This window comes from Wocania ichthyoenteri Th78 (genome assembly GCF_000789235.1).
Taxonomy (GTDB): domain Bacteria; phylum Bacteroidota; class Bacteroidia; order Flavobacteriales; family Flavobacteriaceae; genus Wocania_A; species Wocania_A ichthyoenteri.
The window spans coordinates 1,729,473-1,749,370 of record NZ_KN525716.1 but is presented as its reverse complement, the minus strand read 5'-3'; the positions used below and the strand labels follow the sequence as shown (position 1 = coordinate 1,749,370).

Annotated in this window: 13 protein-coding genes, 1 tRNA gene and 1 pseudogene; 2 read left to right on the top strand and 13 right to left on the bottom strand. The window is 33.0% G+C overall.

Features of this window, described 5'->3' with window-relative positions:
- Nucleotides 1-176: 176 nt before the first annotated feature.
- From RG22_RS07580 to RG22_RS07565, 4 genes are all read right to left on the bottom strand, one after another.
- Complete coding sequence (locus RG22_RS07580; protein ID WP_162183643.1) at nt 177-1,559, bottom strand: RagB/SusD family nutrient uptake outer membrane protein; 1,383 nt, start codon at nt 1,557-1,559, stop codon at nt 177-179.
- A gap of 94 nt (nt 1,560-1,653) precedes the next feature.
- A complete protein-coding gene (locus tag RG22_RS07575) occupies nt 1,654-4,848 on the bottom strand; it encodes a SusC/RagA family TonB-linked outer membrane protein (protein WP_052143675.1) in 3,195 nt (1,064 codons plus the stop codon).
- A 365-nt stretch (nt 4,849-5,213) separates the two neighbouring features.
- Complete coding sequence (locus tag RG22_RS07570) at nt 5,214-7,658, bottom strand: DUF4982 domain-containing protein (RefSeq protein ID WP_034042164.1); 2,445 nt, start codon at nt 7,656-7,658, stop codon at nt 5,214-5,216.
- Between the two features lie 69 nt (nt 7,659-7,727).
- The gene (locus RG22_RS07565) at nt 7,728-9,140 is read right to left on the bottom strand and encodes a sulfatase-like hydrolase/transferase (protein ID WP_052143674.1); all 1,413 of its coding nucleotides are present in this window, start codon (nt 9,138-9,140) and stop codon (nt 7,728-7,730) included.
- Between the two features lie 376 nt (nt 9,141-9,516).
- On the opposite strand from RG22_RS07565, the gene RG22_RS07560 reads away from it, so the two are divergent.
- Both RG22_RS07560 and RG22_RS07555 read left to right on the top strand, forming a co-directional pair.
- The gene (locus RG22_RS07560) at nt 9,517-12,231 is read left to right on the top strand and encodes a glycosyl hydrolase family 28-related protein (RefSeq protein ID WP_034042162.1); all 2,715 of its coding nucleotides are present in this window, start codon (nt 9,517-9,519) and stop codon (nt 12,229-12,231) included.
- Between the two features lie 103 nt (nt 12,232-12,334).
- Complete coding sequence (locus RG22_RS07555; RefSeq protein ID WP_081997692.1) at nt 12,335-12,832, top strand: aldose epimerase family protein; 498 nt, start codon at nt 12,335-12,337, stop codon at nt 12,830-12,832.
- A 95-nt stretch (nt 12,833-12,927) separates the two neighbouring features.
- On the opposite strand, the pseudogene RG22_RS18265 reads toward RG22_RS07555, so the two are convergent.
- The 9 genes and pseudogenes from RG22_RS18265 to RG22_RS07515 all read right to left on the bottom strand — a co-directional run.
- Nucleotides 12,928-13,361 (bottom strand): annotated as a pseudogene (locus RG22_RS18265) (transposase); the annotation flags it as partial.
- A gap of 115 nt (nt 13,362-13,476) precedes the next feature.
- Nucleotides 13,477-13,794, bottom strand: a complete 318-nt coding sequence (locus tag RG22_RS07550) for a DUF6730 family protein (RefSeq protein WP_034042160.1) — start codon at nt 13,792-13,794, stop codon at nt 13,477-13,479.
- Between the two features lie 13 nt (nt 13,795-13,807).
- Complete coding sequence (locus RG22_RS07545) at nt 13,808-14,665, bottom strand: relaxase/mobilization nuclease domain-containing protein (protein WP_034042159.1); 858 nt, start codon at nt 14,663-14,665, stop codon at nt 13,808-13,810.
- Nucleotides 14,662-15,177: a mobilization protein MbpA gene (gene mbpA / locus RG22_RS18095; RefSeq protein WP_244462127.1), complete on the bottom strand. Its 516-nt coding sequence runs from the start codon at nt 15,175-15,177 to the stop codon at nt 14,662-14,664. The genes RG22_RS07545 and mbpA overlap by 4 nt, the downstream gene beginning before the upstream one ends.
- Entirely contained in the window at nt 15,149-16,015 is an 867-nt protein-coding gene (locus RG22_RS07535) for a toprim domain-containing protein (protein WP_034042158.1), read from the bottom strand. The genes mbpA and RG22_RS07535 overlap by 29 nt, the downstream gene beginning before the upstream one ends.
- Before the next feature lie 204 nt (nt 16,016-16,219).
- Nucleotides 16,220-17,428 carry a primase-helicase family protein gene (locus RG22_RS07530; RefSeq protein ID WP_034045861.1) on the bottom strand — a complete coding sequence of 403 codons (1,209 nt, stop codon included), beginning with the start codon at nt 17,426-17,428 and terminating at the stop codon, nt 16,220-16,222.
- A 63-nt stretch (nt 17,429-17,491) separates the two neighbouring features.
- On the bottom strand, nt 17,492-17,776 hold the full coding sequence (locus RG22_RS07525; RefSeq protein WP_034042157.1) for a helix-turn-helix domain-containing protein: 285 nt from the start codon (nt 17,774-17,776) through the stop codon (nt 17,492-17,494).
- A gap of 368 nt (nt 17,777-18,144) precedes the next feature.
- Nucleotides 18,145-19,419, bottom strand: a complete 1,275-nt coding sequence (locus RG22_RS07520) for a site-specific integrase (RefSeq protein ID WP_052143672.1) — start codon at nt 19,417-19,419, stop codon at nt 18,145-18,147.
- Between the two features lie 260 nt (nt 19,420-19,679).
- Nucleotides 19,680-19,761: transfer RNA gene (locus RG22_RS07515), tRNA-Leu, on the bottom strand.
- Nucleotides 19,762-19,898 lie beyond the last annotated feature (137 nt).

The following is a 19,898-nucleotide window of genomic DNA, read 5'->3' as shown; positions in this document are numbered from 1 at the left end:
TTTAAATGACGCATTTAGTATGGGTTTAATAAAAAATTAAATAAGGCTGTGACACAATTTACTAATAAAATAGATTTAGTACGTTATATTTAATAAATAAGTACCGCCTTTTCAGGCGGCACTTTAGGACGAAATTATTTCGTCAAATAAACTAAACTACATGTAGAGTTTTTACCCTAGTATCCTGGGTTTTGAGTTAAATTTGGATTTGCATCAATTTCAGCTTGTGGAATTGGGTAAAGTACGTCTTCCTCTGAAAATTGTGAATATGGTAGTTGTTGAACAAAATCCAAGAACAATCCACGTCTCTTCAAATCAAATACTCTTTGGTTTTCGTTGACAAATTCACGCCTTCTTTCATCAAGAACTTCATTAGTGAAAGCTTGTTGTGAATCGAGTTCGGCTATGGTGATATCTCCAAGATTAGCCCTGTTTCTAACCATATTTAATTTATTGAAAGCATCATCGTTTAAAGGTGAAACTTCATTTAGAGCCTCAGCATACATTAATAGTACATCAGAATATCTTAATATTGGATAGTTTATTCTTGTAAAAAGCATATCTTTTGAAAACTCGATGTCATCATATTTTTTACTATAGTACCCAGTACCTTTCCTAAAGGCTACCACTTCTCCAGTAATAGGATCAACGTATTCCTTCCAAATCATATCAGTAAATCGTGTATCATTCACTTGGTCATATATATCCAAAAGGGGTTGTTTAACCCAGATATTCCCAAAGGCTCTAGTAAATCCAAATTTCCCTAAATTATTTGGAAAACCAAATTGAGCCAATTGATGTGTGCTGAATTCAGATTCTCCACTGGTTGCATATGAAAACAACCATTCTGAACCATTATCCCTTTCAGCTGTGAAAATATCCTTAAAATCGGGCTCAAGGCTATACACGCTTGACAGCATAACCTCATTAGTGAGATCTACAGTTTTTTGATAATCCCCTAGTGTAAGGTATACTTTAGCTAACATTGCTTGCGCAGCACCTTTAGATGCTCTACCTAAATCTTCTTCACTGTACTCACTTTTTAGAGGTAATTGGTCTATCGCAAGGGTTAGATCACTTATAATGGCATCATAAACCTGAGAGACAGGGGTACGGGTTACCAAAAAGTCATCATCTCCTTCAGTCTGTTTTAAAATTAGTGGAACATCTCCAAAATTCCGTACTAAATTAAAATAGTGAAAAGCACGTAAAAAACTTGCTTCTCCTTCTATTCTCAACTGTAAATTGGGGTCTATGTTGGTAGCTGTCTTTATGTTGGAAAGTACAAAATTTGCTAAACTAATAGGTTCATAACTAGCCCTCCACATATTATAAACCCTATTAATTGATACAGACCAAGTACCATTAGCCATACCAGTACCATGGGTATCTAAGCAACCAAAGTCTCCTCCCGCACTTTCAAACCAAAAATTCCACCCATGTACTGCAGCAGGCATCTCTAAAGGTTTTGTGTATACAGCATTTATGGCACCAATTGCATTAACTTCATTATTCCAAAAATTACTTGAACTAAGTAATCCTTTAGGGTCTTCTTCCACTATATCTTCACAAGAAATAAAAATGAAAGTTAGGAAAAGTAAAACGTATTTTATTGGTAAAGTATTATAATTATAATTTTTCATAATTTATTTTTTAAAATTCTAAATTTACACCTAATGTCATTGTAGTGGGGGTTGGATAAGCACTGTAATCTATGCCAACTCCATATTCATTACCTCCAAAAACATTTGTATTTGGGTCTAGTCCTGTATAATTAGTTATTGTCCAAAGGTTATTTGCATTGACGTATATTCTCAATCTGGACATATTTATTTTTTTTAGCAAATCTTTTGGTAAGGAATACCCTAAGGTTATATTTTTTAATCTGGCATAAGATCCGTCTTCTATATAACTATCATCTATTGAAAGTTGGGAGCTTCCTGTGTCTGGCTTCCAGTATGTATTGGAAGAATTTGGATTAGGGCTTCCAAAAAAATTGTTATAATATGATCTTGTTACATTAGTAGCCGCTGTGGGCCTTTCTAAATAGTAACGGGTTACATTCAATACATCCCCTCCGTAAGTAAATTCCCAAAAGAAACTTAAGTCGAACTGTTTGTATTTTAAATTATTAACTAAACCACCTGTAAAATCGGGTTGAGCGTTTCCTGCTACTATACGGTCTTCTGCATTAATCATACCATCTTCATTTTGGTCCACATATCTTTTAGTACCTATATCAATAGTTCCATATTGTGCAGCAGCATCAAGTTCATCCTGATTCATAATGATACCATCGTTTTCTAAAACAAAGAAGTCCCCAAGTGGTTGACCAACTCTTGTAATACCAACATTAAATGAATTGGTTCCAAAAGCTCTTGGAACTTCTGGAGCTCTAATTAAAAAAGGCCTGCCTCCTAAATCTAAAATTTCATTGTCGATAAAACTTATATTAAAATTTGTATCCCATGAAAAGTCCTCTTTGTTAAAGTTAATAGTATTTAATGAGAATTCTAACCCTTTGTTTCTTATTGAACCAGAATTTTTTAATACGCTACTAAATCCAGATGTAATTGGTAATGGGAAATCGAGTAATAAGTCTGTGGTTGTTTTGTAAAAATAGTCTATTGTTAAATTTATTTTACCTGATAATAAGCCAATATCAATACCAGCATCAAATTGCTCAGTTGTCTCCCATTTTAAATTAGAACTTGGTATTCTACTAGGACTATAAGATAGTGTGGTGCCGTTACCATCTACAGTCCCAAAAGTATTTGCTTGAATTACCGCTAAAGTACGGTAGGGATCAATAGCTTGACTTCCTGTTTGTCCATAACTACCACGAAGTTTTAAATTGTTAATGGTCTTTGAATTTTTAAGAAACTTTTCGTTGGAAATTCTCCATGCTAAGGCTGCAGAAGGGAAAAAACTGTATTTGTTATTACCTTGAAATTTTGATGAGCCATCATATCTGCCTGTAAGTGTTAAAAAATAACGATTGTGATAATTGTAATTGAAACGTCCTAAATAAGATTGCAATCCTTGATCAATGTATGCAGAGTTCAGAGAAAAAAGCTCTTTTCCACTTTCTAAGCTGTAGTATCCAGTCTCATCGTTAGCGAAGTCTCTTGAAGTTCCGTTAAAATTTTGGTTTTCTCTAGTTTGAATCTCATATCCAAGTACTCCATTAAATCTGTGTTTATCAACCTTTTTATCAAAACTTAGAGTTGTTGTACTGAGTATGTTTCTATTTAGAGAATGAGCTTGACGGGCTTCACCTTTAAATTGACTTCGTTGAGAAAAACTTGGTAGATATTGCCTTACATTATTAGAAGTGTAATTAACACCAACTATTTGTTTGATTTTTAAGGAATTTGTAAGATCATATTCTAAAAAAACATTTCCCAAAAAATTTAGATTAGTTTGATCTCTTACAATTTCTAAAGCATTTTCGACAGGATTAGGAAAAGGAAAAGTAGAAAAAGGATTTTCTGAGATATAGTCACCATTTTCATCTTTAACAGGGAATGTAGGTGGTGGTGAATAAGCATCTATATAACCTCCACTATAACTATTAATACTACTATTACCAAAAGCACCTTCATATTCTGACTGGCTAAAGGTGAAATCAGTTCCAAATCTTAATTTCTCACTAATGTTGCCATCTATTGATAGTTTAGTTGAATAGCGGTTAAAACCAGAACCTCTAATAAGACCATCTTGCTTAAAATTTCCTAAAGAGAAAAAATAGGTAAGGTTTTCACTTCCGCCAGAGACGTTAAGCTGAGTATCTCTTATTTCAGCTTCTCTAATAATTTCATCTCTCCAATTAGTTCCAGCTATACCTGCATCAAAATCAGCAATTTCTTCTGGAGAATATGGGACAAATCCATTCTGGCTATTATTAGCGTTTAGTATGGCAATATTTCTAAATCTTGCAAACTCACCAGGGCTAAGTACATCGTATTGCCTCATTTCTCTTTGTATACCGTAATACTGGTTGATTTTTACTTTGGTTTTCCCAGATTTCCCAGATTTTGTGGTTATTAGTACTACACCATTAGCACCTCGAGAACCATATATAGCTACAGCAGAAGCGTCTTTTAGTATTTCCATAGACTCAATGTCTTCTGGATTGATACCTGATAAGGCATCAGCTGAAAAATCACCGTTTTGCTCTGGTGATGATTCTACTGGAATACCATCAATAACAAATAAAGGGTCATTATTACCTTGTAATGAATTAGTTCCTCTAATTCTTATTGTTACACCTGCACCAGGTGCACCAGAATTTGATGTCACATTAACGCCAGATACTCTACCAGCTAAATTTTGAGTAATCGATGATGTAGGTATTTTTTCTACATCATCAACATTTACAGAAGCTACAGCACCTGTTAAATCACTTTTGCGAGAAGTACCATATCCAATAACCACTACCTCGTCTAGTTTTGAAGTATCCTCTTGAAGTAGAATAGATAATTTTGCTTGATTGTTTACTGGAATCTCTTTTGTTGCGTATCCTATATAAGATATAACTAATGTTGCGTTATTGCTTGAAACTGTAATAGTAAAATTACCATCAAAATCAGTAGTCACTCCATTTGAGGTCCCCTTTTCAATAATACTAGCTCCTGGTAATGGTTGTCCATTGCTATCGGATATATTTCCAGAAACAGCAAATCCTTGTTGTACTAATTCTACTGGTTCTATATTAATTTTTGGACTTGCATAGACCGAACCCAAACCGAATCCAATAAGTACTAGAAGTATTCTTACAACTAGTAGAGAGCCTAAAGGGAAAGTGTGTTTATCCTTAATTGGATTAGGGTAGACAATTTCATTCATAATTTTAAGTTTTTGTTTTAAGTTAGTTGATAAAATATCGCAGTATTACGATAATAATAAAAAATCTGCCATTTACGTCGATTTATAATTATACTTAAGCCGTATCGACTATATTGATAGATTATTTACAAAACAATATTAAAGAATAGTTGGAGATGAAGTATCCTGTACTGTGCTGTAAGATTCTAATTAACAATTACATTTACATTATTAGTACCTTTTTAATGGGCTGGTTTTGAAACTATAAATAATTTATTTAAGTCGAGTTGAGAAGCTTTTTGTTGAAGTAAGGTATGTAAACATAGATGATAGCTCTTTTATGGATTTTGAATTATTATAAAAAATTTTATCGAAATTATCATTAACTATTTGAATTTTGTTTTAAATTTTATTGAAGCAGGCTTAAGACTTTTTCCTGAAACTATGAGTTCCATTTCTCCTACTTCTTTTGTAGATTGTACCAATACTACCAATTTCCCGCTAAAGAGTTTCATGGTGGGTAAATGAAATAGTTCTAAAGACGTGGCGTCACCATTACAAGCCGCTCTGTATTTTCCTTTACCAGATACTTTAAAATTTAATTGATTGGTCGCAGTCGGACAGGGAATGCCATTTTTATCAACCATGGAAACCTCAACATAAGACAAATCTTTTCCATCTGCTTTAATAGTTTTTCTATCGGGGTTCAACACTATTTTATAAGGTTTTCCTGCTGTTTTAATTTCTTTTTGTGCGACAGGTTTTCCATCTTTATCAAACGCTACAACTTTTACGGTTCCTGGTTCGTATTTTACATCCATCCACATGAGGCGGTATCTGTTTTGTGGCGTTGAATTGTTCTTTTTTTGAACTCCCATACTTTTGCCATTAATGAAAAGTTCAGCAGAATCATAATTGGTGTACACAAAAATAGGGGTTGTTTCGCCCTCACGACCTTCCCAATTCCAATGAGGCAAAATATGAAGCGTTTCATCTTCTGTATTCCATCTGCTTCTGTATAAATAAAAACGGTCTTTTGGCAATCCTGCTAAGTCGGAAATTCCAAAATACGAACTACGTGAAGGCCACATCTCATCATAAGGCGTAGGCTCTCCTAAATAATCAAAACCTGTCCAAACAAACTCTCCAATTACCCAAGGCTTATCATCTTGCAACACAAAATCATCATCTGGTAAATTTGACCAACTGCAATACTCTAAATCGTAAGAGGATGATTGAAAATCATCATACGTTTTCATGGACGCTTTTTCTACTGGAAATTTATAAACACCTCTTGAACTAACAGTTGAAGCTGTTTCTGAGCCCAAAAGAAATCCTTGTGGGAATTTTTTAAAAGCATCTTCATATAAATGCACTCTGTAGTTTAGCCCAGGAACGTCCAACAAAGCTCCAAAGCCAGATTCCATAACCGCCTCAACTTGATCCATACCAACTGTTACTGGACGCGTTGGGTCTTCCCGATGGAAAATTTCTTGTATCCATTTGGCACGTTTTACGCCTTCATCACCCCATTGATCAGGTACTTCGTTCCCAGCGCTCCACATAACAATACTTGGGTGGTTTCTTGTAGCATGAACCAAATTCACAATGTCTTTTTCTGCATAGTCATCAAAAAAACGATTATAGCCATTTTTTACTTTTGGTTTTTTCCATTCGTCAAAGCTTTCTGCTAAAAATAAAAGCCCCATTTCATCACAAAGTTCTAACTGCTCTAGCGATGGCATATTGTGCGCGCTACGTACCGCATTGGCACCCATATCTTTTAAAATGATTAGTTGTCGTTTTAATGCTGCCTTATTAACTGCTGTTCCCAGTGGACCTAAATCGTGATGCAAACAAACGCCTTTAAATTTTGTTACTTTTCCATTTAGACTAAACCCGTTTTCTGCATCATATTTTATATCCCTTATTCCAAAACGTGTAGTGACTTCATCTTTCAACTCATCTCCTACGAATAATTTTGAAACAGCCTTGTATAAATAAGGGGATTCTGGACTCCATAATTTTGGATTGTCAACCTTTATGTTTTGGTCGAATTCGTTAACAAACTTAGTTGTTGATGTATTTGAGTTGATTTTGTTCCCTTCAGCATCAAAAATGGTGGTTATAAGCGAAGTATTTTCTCCTGTTATTTTTGTCTTGATATTGACTTTTGCTAAATCTTTGCTTATAAAAGGTGTTGTGATAAATGTTCCCCATTGGTTGATACTTTCTTTGTTTTTAACTATTACTGATACCTTTCTATATAATCCCGCACCAGGATACCAACGTGATGCATAGGGTTCATTATGTAATTTTACGGCTAATGTGTTTTCATCGGCGTTTACAAAATCTGTCACATCAAAATAAAAATAACTATAACCATAAGCCCATTCGCCCACTTTTTCACCATTAAGATAAACTTGTGGTTCGCTCATAGCGCCTTCAAAAAGCAGAATAACTTTTTTATCTTTTGTGAATTCAGGGATACTAAATTTATTTCTGTACCAAGCTGTACCAATGTGTGGCAAAGCACCCGTTCTACCCGTTTTTTCTGTTGGGACTGTTTCCCCATTTTGCTCTATGGCAACTCTTTGGATGTCTATTTCCTTATCAAAAGGCCCATAAATTGCCCAATCGTGCGGTACTGTAACGGTTTCCCATTTTGAATCATCAAAATTAATTTGATGAGCCTTTTCAAAATCTCCTTTTTGGAATTTCCAATTTTCATCCAATTCCTTTACCGTTCTAACTTTTCTTGTTTGCCCAAATACAATAGTATTGATACTTAGAATAATTGTTGCTAGGTATAAAATGTAATTTTTTTTCATTTTAAGTTTATGCTAAAATATGGATGGAATTATTTTAGATATTTTGCAAAAAAACAATACTTTTTAAATTTATTTGTAGTAGAATTTCTCATAATGTTCCTTGTAGTTATCCATAAGTTTATTATATATTTCAGGATATTTATCTTTAACATTAAATCTTTCAAAAGGATCATTCTTTAAATCAAAAAGCGATATTTCCAATTCTTTTTCTTTGTAAACACCAGTTTCGCCATCGTTTCCCTTTTTTATCAAGTTCCTATATGGATGATTAGTATGTAGTTTCCACTTGCCATCTCCACTTATTACAGCTTCCAAATTTGTTAGATTGCTTATAGCATAATACTGATGTGGGTTTTCAAAATTCGATTTTCCACTTAATAAACCTACCATACTTTTACCATCTATTGAATTGTTATCAAGGGATATACCTGCAAGTTCGCTTATGGTAGGTAAGATATCTATGGAAAAGAAAGTTGAGTTTGAAAAATCGCCTCCTTTTATCATTTGGGGGTATTTTATTATTAAACCTGACTTTATACCTCCATCAAATGATGTGGTTTTGCCTTCTCTAAAGGGGGTTCTGCCGCTATGGTTGCCATAAGAAAGCCATGGGCCATTGTCAGAAGTTACTATGAAAATTGTGTTTTCATCAATTCCATTATCTTTTAAAGCTTGATTTATTTGTCCGATAGACCAGTCTAATTCCATGATAATATCTCCATACATACCTACACCAGACTTTCCTTCAAAATCTTTGCCAACAAAAAGCGGGACATGAGGCATATTGTGCGGTATATATAGTAAGAAAGGTTCATTCTTGTTGCGTTTAATAAAATCAACAGCATAGTCAGTATATCTTTTTGTTAGACTTTTTTGATCTTCTTTCTCCATGTTTTCAATAAGTATGTTACTATTTTCCCAAAATTGTAATGGATACTTTCCCCAAGTTTTTGGATCATCAGGATGATGCTTCCACATGTCATGGGAGTAAAGCAATCCTGCGGTCTCATCGAAACCACGATTCCATGGTCTAGTTTCTTCAGTATCTCCAAGATGCCATTTACCAAACATTGCTGTTTTATAACCTTTTGATTTAAAAATCTCACCAAAGGTTGGGAACTTAGTGTCAAGCCCTTTTTCTTTAGGCTTTAAAGCTCCAAAGATTTTTGTATGACCAGGATAACAACCAGTCAATAATGCTGCTCTAGATGCAGAACAGACTGCTTGTGGAACATAAAAATTATTGTATGTTCTAGCCTCTTTTGCCAATAGGCTCATATTTGGTGTATAGCTTATGGATTTATCGAAGGGTTCAAAATCTGCCCAACCAGCATCATCTAAAAATATTATAACGATGTTTGGTTTCTTATAAATATTATTTATTAAACGGTTAGAATCATCTGAATTGCTCGGTTTATAAAAAAACACTATCAATGTTAAGAACCCTAACCCTATTAAAAATGTTTGTAAAATTAATTTCATTTTATGTTTTTTATGGAGATTAAAAAATTGTTTGTGTACTAAACCGCATTAAATTTTTTTTTCTGTAAATGCCATGAATTGATTTGCAATCTTTTGTCTTGGCAATTATAATAAACATATAATAGAGTAGTATCCTGTGCTATGCTGATTTTAAATTTTCTACAGCACAGTACAGGATACAAACTTGTTTTTTATTTGATAATCTTGTTTCCGTTTTAGTTGTTTAACAGAGAAAATGAAAGGCTATAGCCCTTTAAACTTTAAGTGACCATAAGTGCAGTATAAAAATAAGCTAAATCATTAATTATTTTAATATATGAATTTAGGTTTTCAACTAAACTATTTAAAATGAATATTTAACTTATTCTTTATTATCATGAAAAAAATTAAATTAGTATTACTTTTTTTTATTCTCTTTTGTTTTTCCGTTAATGCGCAGTTAGGATCTAGTAATTGTAATTTGAAAACAGATGAACAATTAAATGACATGGGTTATGAGACAGTAAGAGCACATGGAGCTGTTGGAGATGGTTTTACAGATGACACTGTTGCTATACAAGCGGCAATTATTGCCTCAAACAGTAGTCGAAAAGCAGTTTATTTTCACCCTGGTACTTATTTAGTATCAAGTACATTAATTATAGAGCAAGATTTATACATTGGTGGAAATAATTTTAATAATGAAAATAATAACATGACCCGCTATGGGCATAAACTTGTGGGGTCTTATTGTGGCAATGAAAAACCTGTTATTAAACTTCAAGATAATTTATCAGCTGCGAATACAGTTAATGTAAATGATCCTTTCTCTGTTTTCAAATTATTTAGAAGAAAAAATTCCGACCCAAACAGTAGAGATGATAGTAGATCGTGGAACACTTCTATTCACAACCTTACTATCGATTTGGGAACTAATAATCCTGGTGCTGTTGGCATTGACCAACAAGGGGCAGAAGGCTGTTCTGCCCAGGAGGTAACCATACTAGCAAACGATAGTTTTGCGGGGTTCTACAATTTAAATGGTTCAGGTGGTTATACCTATAATGTAGAAGTCATAGGTGGTAGCCATGGGATTTATTTAAGAAGTAGTAGAGGCGGCTCAACATTAGTGGTTGGTTTAAAATTAAGAGATCAAACAATATCTCCAATTGCGGTGACTAATTATGTGCCTTTTGGTGTTGTAGGTTTTGATATAAGTAGTAGTGATGGAGGTGTTATCTCTCATATAAATGGTGGAAAACTTGCATATTCTAATTCTAGTCATGATTCAGGTTCTCATATTTTTTTAATTGATGGAAAAATAGATATTTCTGGAGTTAGTACAGATGCTATTATTGAGAATACTGACCGTTCTATATATCTAAAGAATATTTATGTTAAAGGAAGTACAAAAGTACATGCGTATACTACTCATATAGACACCCCAGCATCATTAGGCGAATTAAAAGTTTCTAACCCTTCAACATGGTCATTAATAAATGAATACTCATTTACGGCTGGATTGTTTGGCGAAAAGGGGCAGTTATTACAAGGGCAAAATACTAATAATCTTTTTTATGCAAATAACCCTTATGATTCTACAATGGATATTGCTAACTATTTATATACTCCCGACGAGAATGTTATTGTTTCAAATGAAGAAGAACCTCCTTCAGATTTAATTTCAAAACATTTATATGCTATTGGGTTGCTAAACCCAGAAGGAGCTAATGTCGTATCTGTTGCTGATTATGGAGCAAACCCTAACGATGATGTAAATGACACGGAGAATATTCAAAATGCTATAGACTCAGCAGGAGATAACGGAGTTGTTTTTTTACCGGCTGGGGAACTTTATGATTCTGGAGGTATTGAGCGCTTAGGGTATTATAAAATTGATGGAACTATTACTCTTAAAAAGAATACGAGATTATTTGGGGTGTCAAGATATAATTCGGTTTTAGATGCTAGTGGTTGGTCTAATCCGTCACAAAATAGTGCCGTTATAAAATCACAAAACTATACAGATGCAACTCCAGTGATTGCAGACTTTAAGATTATTATCCCACCAGTATCTAGTACTGGTAATTACAACGGTATAGTTCCCGAGTTTGAAAATCATGTGTATAGTATTGACTGGCAGTCTGGAGAGAATTCAATTTACAAAGATGTTTTTACACAAAATACGTATGGCCCTTTTGGAGATAGGAAAGTCCATGTTATTTCTAACAATGGAGGAGGTAAATGGTATGGTATAACGCAGGCAGGATCATATCCGCCATGTCAAGTTAACGCAGGAAACTGTAACAATTCTACCGCCAATAATTCTTATACAGATACCAATGGAAATCTAGTTTCACATCCAGAAAGTAGAAAAATGTTGATTGATGGAACTTCCCAAAAACTTAGTTTTTATCCTTATCATTGCCAACATGATATGCCGGTTAGTGGAGCTTTGTGGGAAATTATAAATGCATCCAATGTAAATGTTTATGGGATAAAATCCGAAATGGGAAGTATTCCAGAGCACATGATGAATGTAATTAAAGATAACGACCCTAATCTTGTTCCTGTGTGGCTTTTTATCAAGAATTCTAACAATATTTCTCTTTATGGCCATGAAGGGACTAGTCAAACAGCTCAAGGTAGAGGTCTAATAGAAGTTAGCGATAATTCTTTTGATATTACTGTTACATCGATGGGAAGGAGAGGTGTTGGTTTATTGCCCAATAATACTGAATTAAATCAAGACTCATGGTGTTTTGTGAAAGAAATAGCTCCAGACAATACCATTAATACTGTAACTGCCCAAGGGTTTCTTTCATTGTTTAAAAGTAGACAAGTAAGTCCATTATCTATTAGCGAAAATGCCATTGATTTGGATACAGTTATATTATTTCCAAACCCTACTAAAAATTATTTAAATATTACATCTAAAGTAAATACTATTGATAGTATATCAGTTGTCGATTTATTAGGTAAAAAAGTTTTCCACAAATTAGTGAATGATAAAAGCGCAACTGCAAATTTAAATAATGTGAACTCGGGTTTATACCTAGTAACTGTTTATATTAATAATAGGTCAAGAATATTTAAAATTATTAAAAAATAAATGTTATAACAATAATTAAGTTCTTTTTGAAAAAGTTAATATAGTTACTTTAAAAAAGGAATAATGGTTAAAAAAATAACATATACAGTTTTGATATTTTTTAATTTCTTGTATAACTAGAAGCAAAAAAGAAATATTAAAAAACTCAACCTTAATTCCAACTGGAGAAACACGTAAAGTTGATACTACACCTTTTGATTTTAGAAATGGTAAACCAATAAATAAACATATTGATTTACCAAATGAACAATTGTCTTATGGAAAAGGGTATGATCATAATTTTGTTTTGAATGATTTCCCAAAAAGAGAAGATGGATTAGTGTTTGCCGCCAAAGCTGTTGAGCCAAATAGCGGAAGAGTTTTGGAAGTGTTTACTAATGAACCTGGATTGCAATTTTATGGAGGGAATTTTTTAAATGGAAAGATTATTGGGAAAAGTAACAAACCTTATATATTTCGTAGTGCGTTCTGTCTTGAAAGTCAGCATTTTCCAAACTCTCCAAATCAGAGCGATTTTCCAAGTACTATTTTAAAACCAAATGATATATATATATCAACATGTGTATATAAGTTTAGTACTGTAAACGAATCTAAAAATTAGTATTTGAGTTAGTTGTTTTAGTTTTTAACCAGCATCTTGGACAATGGAGGTGCTGGTTTTTTTATGGAATTAACCGTACTAGCCACTACTTAACCTGACGGTTTCTGGTTATATAACCAAAGTTTTGAAACCTTAGCCTTTATCCAATTGTAATAGCCACCACTTGTGCTGACTTTTAAAACTTCACAAATCTTCTCGACTGTAAACTTGAACTTATGGTGTTTTATAAGCCTAAATTTTACTTATCGCTCTTGGAGAAGATGCTCACCACCTTTTTTAATATCTCATTCTCTAAAGAAACATCCTTTAATTACTTTTTTAATTCTGCTATTTCTTTTTGCTTATCTGTCAATTTTGGCTTCCCTCAACCTGGAAAATTATTCTTTCCGTATGTATTTGATTCTTTTCGTCAACGATGTAATGCAGAATAGGGAACATCTAATTCTTCACATACTTGTTTTACATTGCCTCTTGCAAAGCTTAATTCTACTGCCTTTTGCTTAAGGAACAAACTGTGATTTCTTATGATTCAAAGTTAATTTATCTAACTCTAAATCTCGCAACATAATGTCCAGTCTAATATAGTAAGTCGAAGCTAATATTATTTCGGTTTTCAGAAATGTCTAAAATATTATAAGGTTTCACTATTTATCAAGTAAAACATATACGACGGAAATCACCCCAAACAAAATACTGACAATAAACACAACAACCGCCCAAACAGGATAGATTTTAGCCTGTTTTATTTGATTTTCAAAACGCCTTTCAAAACGATTTATTGATTCTAAATGTAATGACATATCTTTTTGATGTGCTTCAATGATACTTTTATACTCGATCAAATCCATTTTAATTTTTGTGTTGTTTATTTGATTTTTGATGTTCTCCAGTTTTTCCACCTCGATTTTAAAATCATTGATTTCATTGACTAATAGTGCTGTTAATTCTTCTAGTTTTGTCATGATGCTTGAGTATTTAATAACCGACACCCTTATCGATTGCTTTTTTAATAATGAACTTCGTTATTTTCAAGGCTAAGTTTGGTGTCAAGTCGACTACTTTCTCCGCTAGATTAATACTTGCTTTGTTTCCTTTCAATATACTTGCTCCATTTATTCCTGACATTTGTTTTCCAATATTCCCAAGTGACATGTTGCGATGTACTTCACTCCCTTTTAAATTATGTCCATCAAATTCAAACCGAAAGCCTTGTAACTTATTTTGGTTGTTTATTGTTGGGATTACTTTTACTCCATTTACCTGCATATCTTTGATATAAGCATCAAAGGATTTTGGCTTAAACTGCTTCATGGTTAAATCATGACGCCGTTTAATTTCTGTTCGTATTTCCCGTAAGTTAAATTCCTTTTCAAATTGTACTTGCCTAACTGTAGTGAGCCCCATCTGTTTTGCTACTTTTTCTGCTGCTTGTTGACTACGTTTGCCAATAAAGCTATCATTATAGGCTACGCCCTTAAAATCTATGCGATTCACATATAAGTGAATGTGTTTGTGGTCTTTGTCCTGATGTACAAAGGCTATAGCTTGTCGGTCTTTTAATTGCATCTCTTTTATAAATTGTCTTGTGATGGCTTCCAATTCCTTTTTGTTTAGGCTTTTGCCATCCTCAATTGTTGGGCTAATAACAAAAGACAGGGTATTCTTTTTACAATGGTAGTTTTGATCCTGGAGCATTTTAAACTCTTGTGTGATTTCAACTGGGGAATCTCCATGTAGAAATTCCTTTAGCACAATTTCTGCATCCTTTTCCTGATTCCATCCGTAAGACATCGATGCTTTGGTATGTGATATACTTTTCCCTTTACCGATCATTTTTGAAACTTTTTAAGATGTGTTTTTATTTCGTTTGCTAAATCATAAACTTCCTTGGTAAGTTTAGGGTTTCGTTTTCTATACATATTACCAATAGACTTAAAATTGTTGTGGTATTTAATCAGCATTTTATAAATCTCAATATGTTCTTCAGAAAAACGTTCTGTGATGGTTTGTTCAAATACGGTTCGTCTGATATATTCACTCAAAGTCAATCCGCAGCTTTGTGCTTTTACTTTTAAAAGCTTCTTTTCATAAACAGAACATCGAAACTTAACGAACTCACCTTTCCCCTTAAACACTTGTTTTTCTTTGCGACCAAGGGGAGCAAACAAGAATGTGTCCACAGACACACATCTTGAATTCCTACTAACAACCATTTTAGTTTCAGAAGCATTCATTTCCAAATCCAATGCTATGCTATCCGAATTATGAAGTACATCGGCAGGAATCTTTAAAGACTGCTTCGGTTCATCTGATGGTTTAAAATCTAATTCCTTTTCTTTTTTCATAACATAATAGGGCGTTTAAATCTTTATGATGTTTATAATTATCACTTTGGTCGATAACGTTTTTATGGTTTTCAATCAAATAATTTACAGCACTTTTTCCAGCTTCGTCATTATCCAAATAGAGGTTTACTGCTTCATATTTAGGAATCAGTTTTTCAATATTTTTTATAAAAGCGATAGAGTTTAAAACTAGAATATCTGAGGTTTCTAAAAGGGTTTTATTTCTAATGGCGAACGACAATAAATCAAACATGCCTTCCAAAATGATTAATTGCTTTTTGTCGTTTTGGAAATACGTATAATGTTTTGGACTGCTGCTATTTTTAAAAAGCTTATTCCGCAACTCCCAACCGCTTTTGTTATTCTTTAATCCAATGGCAAAAAATTGTTTGTCTTTGCAGGTATACCAAATTTCTTTACAATATATTTTTGCTATTGAAAGCGAAATACGTCTAGAATTTAGATATTGAATCAATGCTGGATGGGTGATGTCTTGAACTTTAATAATGCTAATCTCTGTTTCTGTTTTGCTAAAAATTTGCTGCTGTTGAAAAGAAAAAAACAAAGAATTATTATTTAAAAACGATAAAGCTTCTTTGATGGAACATTTCAAAATCTGACATACCAAATCAATGACATTTCCGCCAATACCCGCGCCATGATCGTACCACCGGTTTTTAGTTTTAGAGACTTTAAAAGAGGCTTGTGTTTCTGACCTGAAAGGACTTAGAAACCATGCTTCTTTTTCCGTTGCCTTTTGGGGAAAGTGCCCTAATTTTTTCAGTGCTTTTTCCACTGAAAAATTACGGGTTGTTTCACAATTTATTTTTCTTTTCATAAGCCAATGTGTGTTTTGTAAATTTTTGATGATATGATGACAACCCCTTCTAAAGTCTTTGTGCCACTGAATTTAACTTGTCATCATTTTGTCATCACGTCATCATTCTAGCGTTTTTTCAGCTTAAATCTGTCATCATTATTTTTTTGATGACAGAATGATGACAGTTTGATGACAGCTTTAGCCCTTATAAACAATAGGGTTCTACGATTCTGTCATCGTATCATCAAAATTTTTGGTCAAGAAATCCTTTTCTATGGTAAAATATCGTCCTTTCGCATCTACCAAGGTCATATCTCCGTCCGACCAAATCACAAATTTTTGGTATTTGTTTGAGTTCTCCTGGTTGGTTAATTTCCAATCCGTTTTCAGTAATTTTCGCAGCTGAGTTAAGTCTGTTTTTACTCGGGTTTTATTGAGCGCCAATAAAGCGTCCATTGGACATAAATCCACAGCTTCCAAATCAAACTTTTCAATCACGCCCAATAAAATGCTTGCCAGTTCCTTTTCAACCCGATTGCGATTGTTTTGCACCAACCTTGTTAAAGCCTTAGTTTTTATTTGTTGTGCAGAAAACCACATTCGAGTCAAATGTTTGGAGTTCAATTTCCTATTTGCCAAAAAATGCATAAATGCAGGAATTTCTTTAATGAGATTCTCCAAAAAATGAGTGTCCTCTTTTTCCAGCACGGGCACTTTTATAACCCAAAACCGGGTTTCATTGGCATCTATTTTTATAAAGTTTTCTTCATTATTGCTGCAAAGAATAAACTTTCCAAAGAATTCAACCTCGCGTTTGTCTTTGCCCTTAGCCTCTAACTTATTGATATTGGTGGTGCTTAAGTATTTGATACGTTCGGTAAGCTCTTCTTTATTAAAAAGCACTTCGTCTATACAGATTAGAAGCTTGTTTGCCCAATCGGCATTGAACTGGCTGCTAAAACTGTCGTTGGTCAAATAGGTCATGTTGTTGTCAAATATTTCCTTGAGCCACTTAAGAAATGTACTTTTTCCTGTAGAGCGTTCTTTAGAAACTAGGCACAAAATGGGTAACACTTGAATGGGTTTTAGATACAGCAGCTGTAAATAATCCAAACCCAACTCGAAATGTTTTCCGAAAATGTGTTTTCCGAATTTTAAGGATTTTGAGATATCTCCCTCTGAAGGTAACTTACCCAAGGGTGAATAAATATTGTAAAACCCAAGATATTCTTGTTTGAAATTCACATGACTTGGAATACAGGTAAACCCATCGTATTTCGGGATTTTACTTAAATAGTCTTTGCCGTGGTCTTGTTTAATGGTTTCCATATTCCAATGCACCAAGACTTCATTAAAGTGGCCTGCAATAGTTGGCGCTTTCACTAATTTGTAATAGGAGGTTCCCACACGGATATATGGTGTTTTTTTCATAAGAATTGTTTTAACACCCAACTTAGTTAAGGTGTGATTAAAAAGGATGGCGGATTATATAACCTATGGTCTATTGCACGACGTATTGGCCAAAACTTCGGATTCAATATCTTGTTTGGATTTGCGCTTATTTTGAAGTAGCCATTCTACTAGCTTTTTTTTCTCAAAAAAGAGCATTTTACCGTTGGGTTTGGAATGTGGAATTTTCCCTGAAGCCGTCAGTTTATAGAGGTAGCTTCTGGATATACCTGTATAGTCGCAGGCTTCGTCAAAGGTTAGTACTTCTTTATGACCTACTAATAGTTTTTCTAAACGATCCAATCGTTCAAGAATCAATAAATTGTCCATTTCTATTGTTTTTAGATTACTAAAATGAACAAAAGCGCTTTTGTTTTCCCTTATGGGATTATGGAAATAAAAGTATAAAATGGAGGTGCTATAAGGATTAAAAAAACATATAAGTTATTCACAAATAATTGACATACAGTAAATTAAACTAAAAATAAATAAATTTTATTAGTTTTTTATTCTGAATTAATTTTTGAAGTTAAATAGTTACAAATGGCATCAATCTTAATGTTTAAAAAACACCCACTTTGAGGTGTATTTAAGGTTATTAACAATGCAAATAAAGTATTCTGGAAAAAGTTGGGACTTGGAAACGCAGATATGTGAAGAAATTAAAATTTTTAAGTTAGAAATATATTAAACAGTTGTTATTTTATGCTAAAAGGATAACTCATTGAGTAGCATTTGGGTTTATATTCTTTTTGTTTCCCAATACTCATTTTTGCCCTTAAAGTATTCATATCCTCACTTACTTTTTTATCTAAAATTTTGGCATAGTGTTGAGTAGTTCTCAAAGATTTGTGACCAAGCATTTTACTTACTGATTCTATCGATACGCCATTTGTCAATGTTATTGTGGTAGCAAAGGTATGACGTGCTAAGTGAAAAGTAAGATTCTTACTAATTTTACATATGTTAGCAATTTCTTTTAAATAAGCATTCGTTTTTTGATTGCTTGCTACAGGAAAAATCCTGTCTAAATTCAACATGTCTGGATTATTGGAATATTTACGAATTATAGTTTCAGCCTGTGGAAGTATTGGTATATTACTTTGAGTCTTTGTCTTTGTTCTTTTTATTTTAATCCAGCGCTCACCATCTATACCTATCACAATATCGCTTTTTGATAGACTTTTTACGTCTGAATAAGCTAGTCCAGTAAAGCAGCTAAAAATGAAAATATCCTTAACCTGATTAAGTCTTTCAATTTTAAAATCCTTATCAATAATTGATTGAATTTCTTTTTCTGTAAGAAATTCACGATCCACAATTTTAAATCGAGATTTGTAATGCAAAAAAGGATATGTTTTAATCCAGCCATTTGTATATGCGATACGTATAATTTTTTTCAAATTTGATACGTATTTATAGGAAGTATTATGACTACATTTTTGTATTGTCTTTAAATAATATTCAAGATTATTAATAAATAGAATATCTACTTTTATAAGAGGGATGTCTTTTACCTTATATTGTTTAAAAATATATTTTTGAATATGATTCTTAGTTGTCTTGTAGCGGATTAATGTGTTTGGAGCGAAATCTATTCCAATTAGTTTTTCAATTTGGTCATTATGCTCTTGAAAAGTCTCTAATAGCATTTTACTTTCTTTGTCTTTTCCTAAGTAATTATCACGAAGTTTGATTGCAGATATCACTTCTCCTTTTTCAATTAATCGTTGCTGACATATAAAAATTTTACTTTTAATTGAAGCAATAAACCTATTTAATTCTTGAATTTCTTTCGAGCTTCCCTTCGCTAAACCCGTGTCATTACTCCACTGACTTGGTTCGATTTTGCGACACATACTCAATTCAGCCCTTTGTTGGTCTATGGTAATTCTTGCATAAATGGGTGCTTTTCCCAAATTATCTAATTTGCTTTTTTTAATATATATTAAAAGTTTGAGCGAATGGGACACCTTTTATACCGTTTTTGTTAAAAATTTGGTTTGAAATTACAAAAAAATATATAAACATAAAATTTTTTAACACATTGAAAATCAATATTATATGTAGCTATTTGTGTTAATCTGGTGACCCATTTTTTTATTTTTGAAGTGACACCGAATAAGTCCCTTTTTATATAGTATTAAATGGTTTTATTTAATATCGTAAAAAACGCAAAAACCTGTAAATCATATATTTACAGGTTTTTTGCATTCATTTGATACATAAAAAGTACTCAAGGTGGGAATCGAACCCACACGACCGAAGTCACTGGATTTTGAATCCAGCGCGTCTACCAATTCCGCCACTTGAGCTTATTTTGGACAGCAAAAATATAGTTTTTTTCGATATTAAGCATAAAAATACTAGTCAATATACTTTTTAGGTTAAAATAAATGTATAAATTTGCACCTCGATAAAAATAAGGTGCTGTTTTGCGCTATAAAACAAC

Bases quoted from the DNA above. Each gene is read 5' to 3' on its own strand.
- RG22_RS07575 (WP_052143675.1), bottom strand. From the start codon at position 4,848: ATGAATGAAATTGTCTACCCTAATCCAATTAAGGATAAACACACTTTC.
- RG22_RS07570 (WP_034042164.1), bottom strand. From the start codon at position 7,658: ATGAAAAAAAATTACATTTTATACCTAGCAACAATTATTCTAAGTATC.
- RG22_RS07565 (WP_052143674.1), bottom strand. From the start codon at position 9,140: ATGAAATTAATTTTACAAACATTTTTAATAGGGTTAGGGTTCTTAACA.
- RG22_RS07560 (WP_034042162.1), top strand. From the start codon at position 9,517: ATGAAAAAAATTAAATTAGTATTACTTTTTTTTATTCTCTTTTGTTTT.
- RG22_RS07550 (WP_034042160.1), bottom strand. From the start codon at position 13,794: ATGACAAAACTAGAAGAATTAACAGCACTATTAGTCAATGAAATCAAT.
- RG22_RS07545 (WP_034042159.1), bottom strand. From the start codon at position 14,665: ATGATCGGTAAAGGGAAAAGTATATCACATACCAAAGCATCGATGTCT.
- mbpA (WP_244462127.1), bottom strand. From the start codon at position 15,177: ATGAAAAAAGAAAAGGAATTAGATTTTAAACCATCAGATGAACCGAAG.
- RG22_RS07535 (WP_034042158.1), bottom strand. From the start codon at position 16,015: ATGAAAAGAAAAATAAATTGTGAAACAACCCGTAATTTTTCAGTGGAA.
- RG22_RS07530 (WP_034045861.1), bottom strand. From the start codon at position 17,428: ATGAAAAAAACACCATATATCCGTGTGGGAACCTCCTATTACAAATTA.
- RG22_RS07525 (WP_034042157.1), bottom strand. From the start codon at position 17,776: ATGGACAATTTATTGATTCTTGAACGATTGGATCGTTTAGAAAAACTA.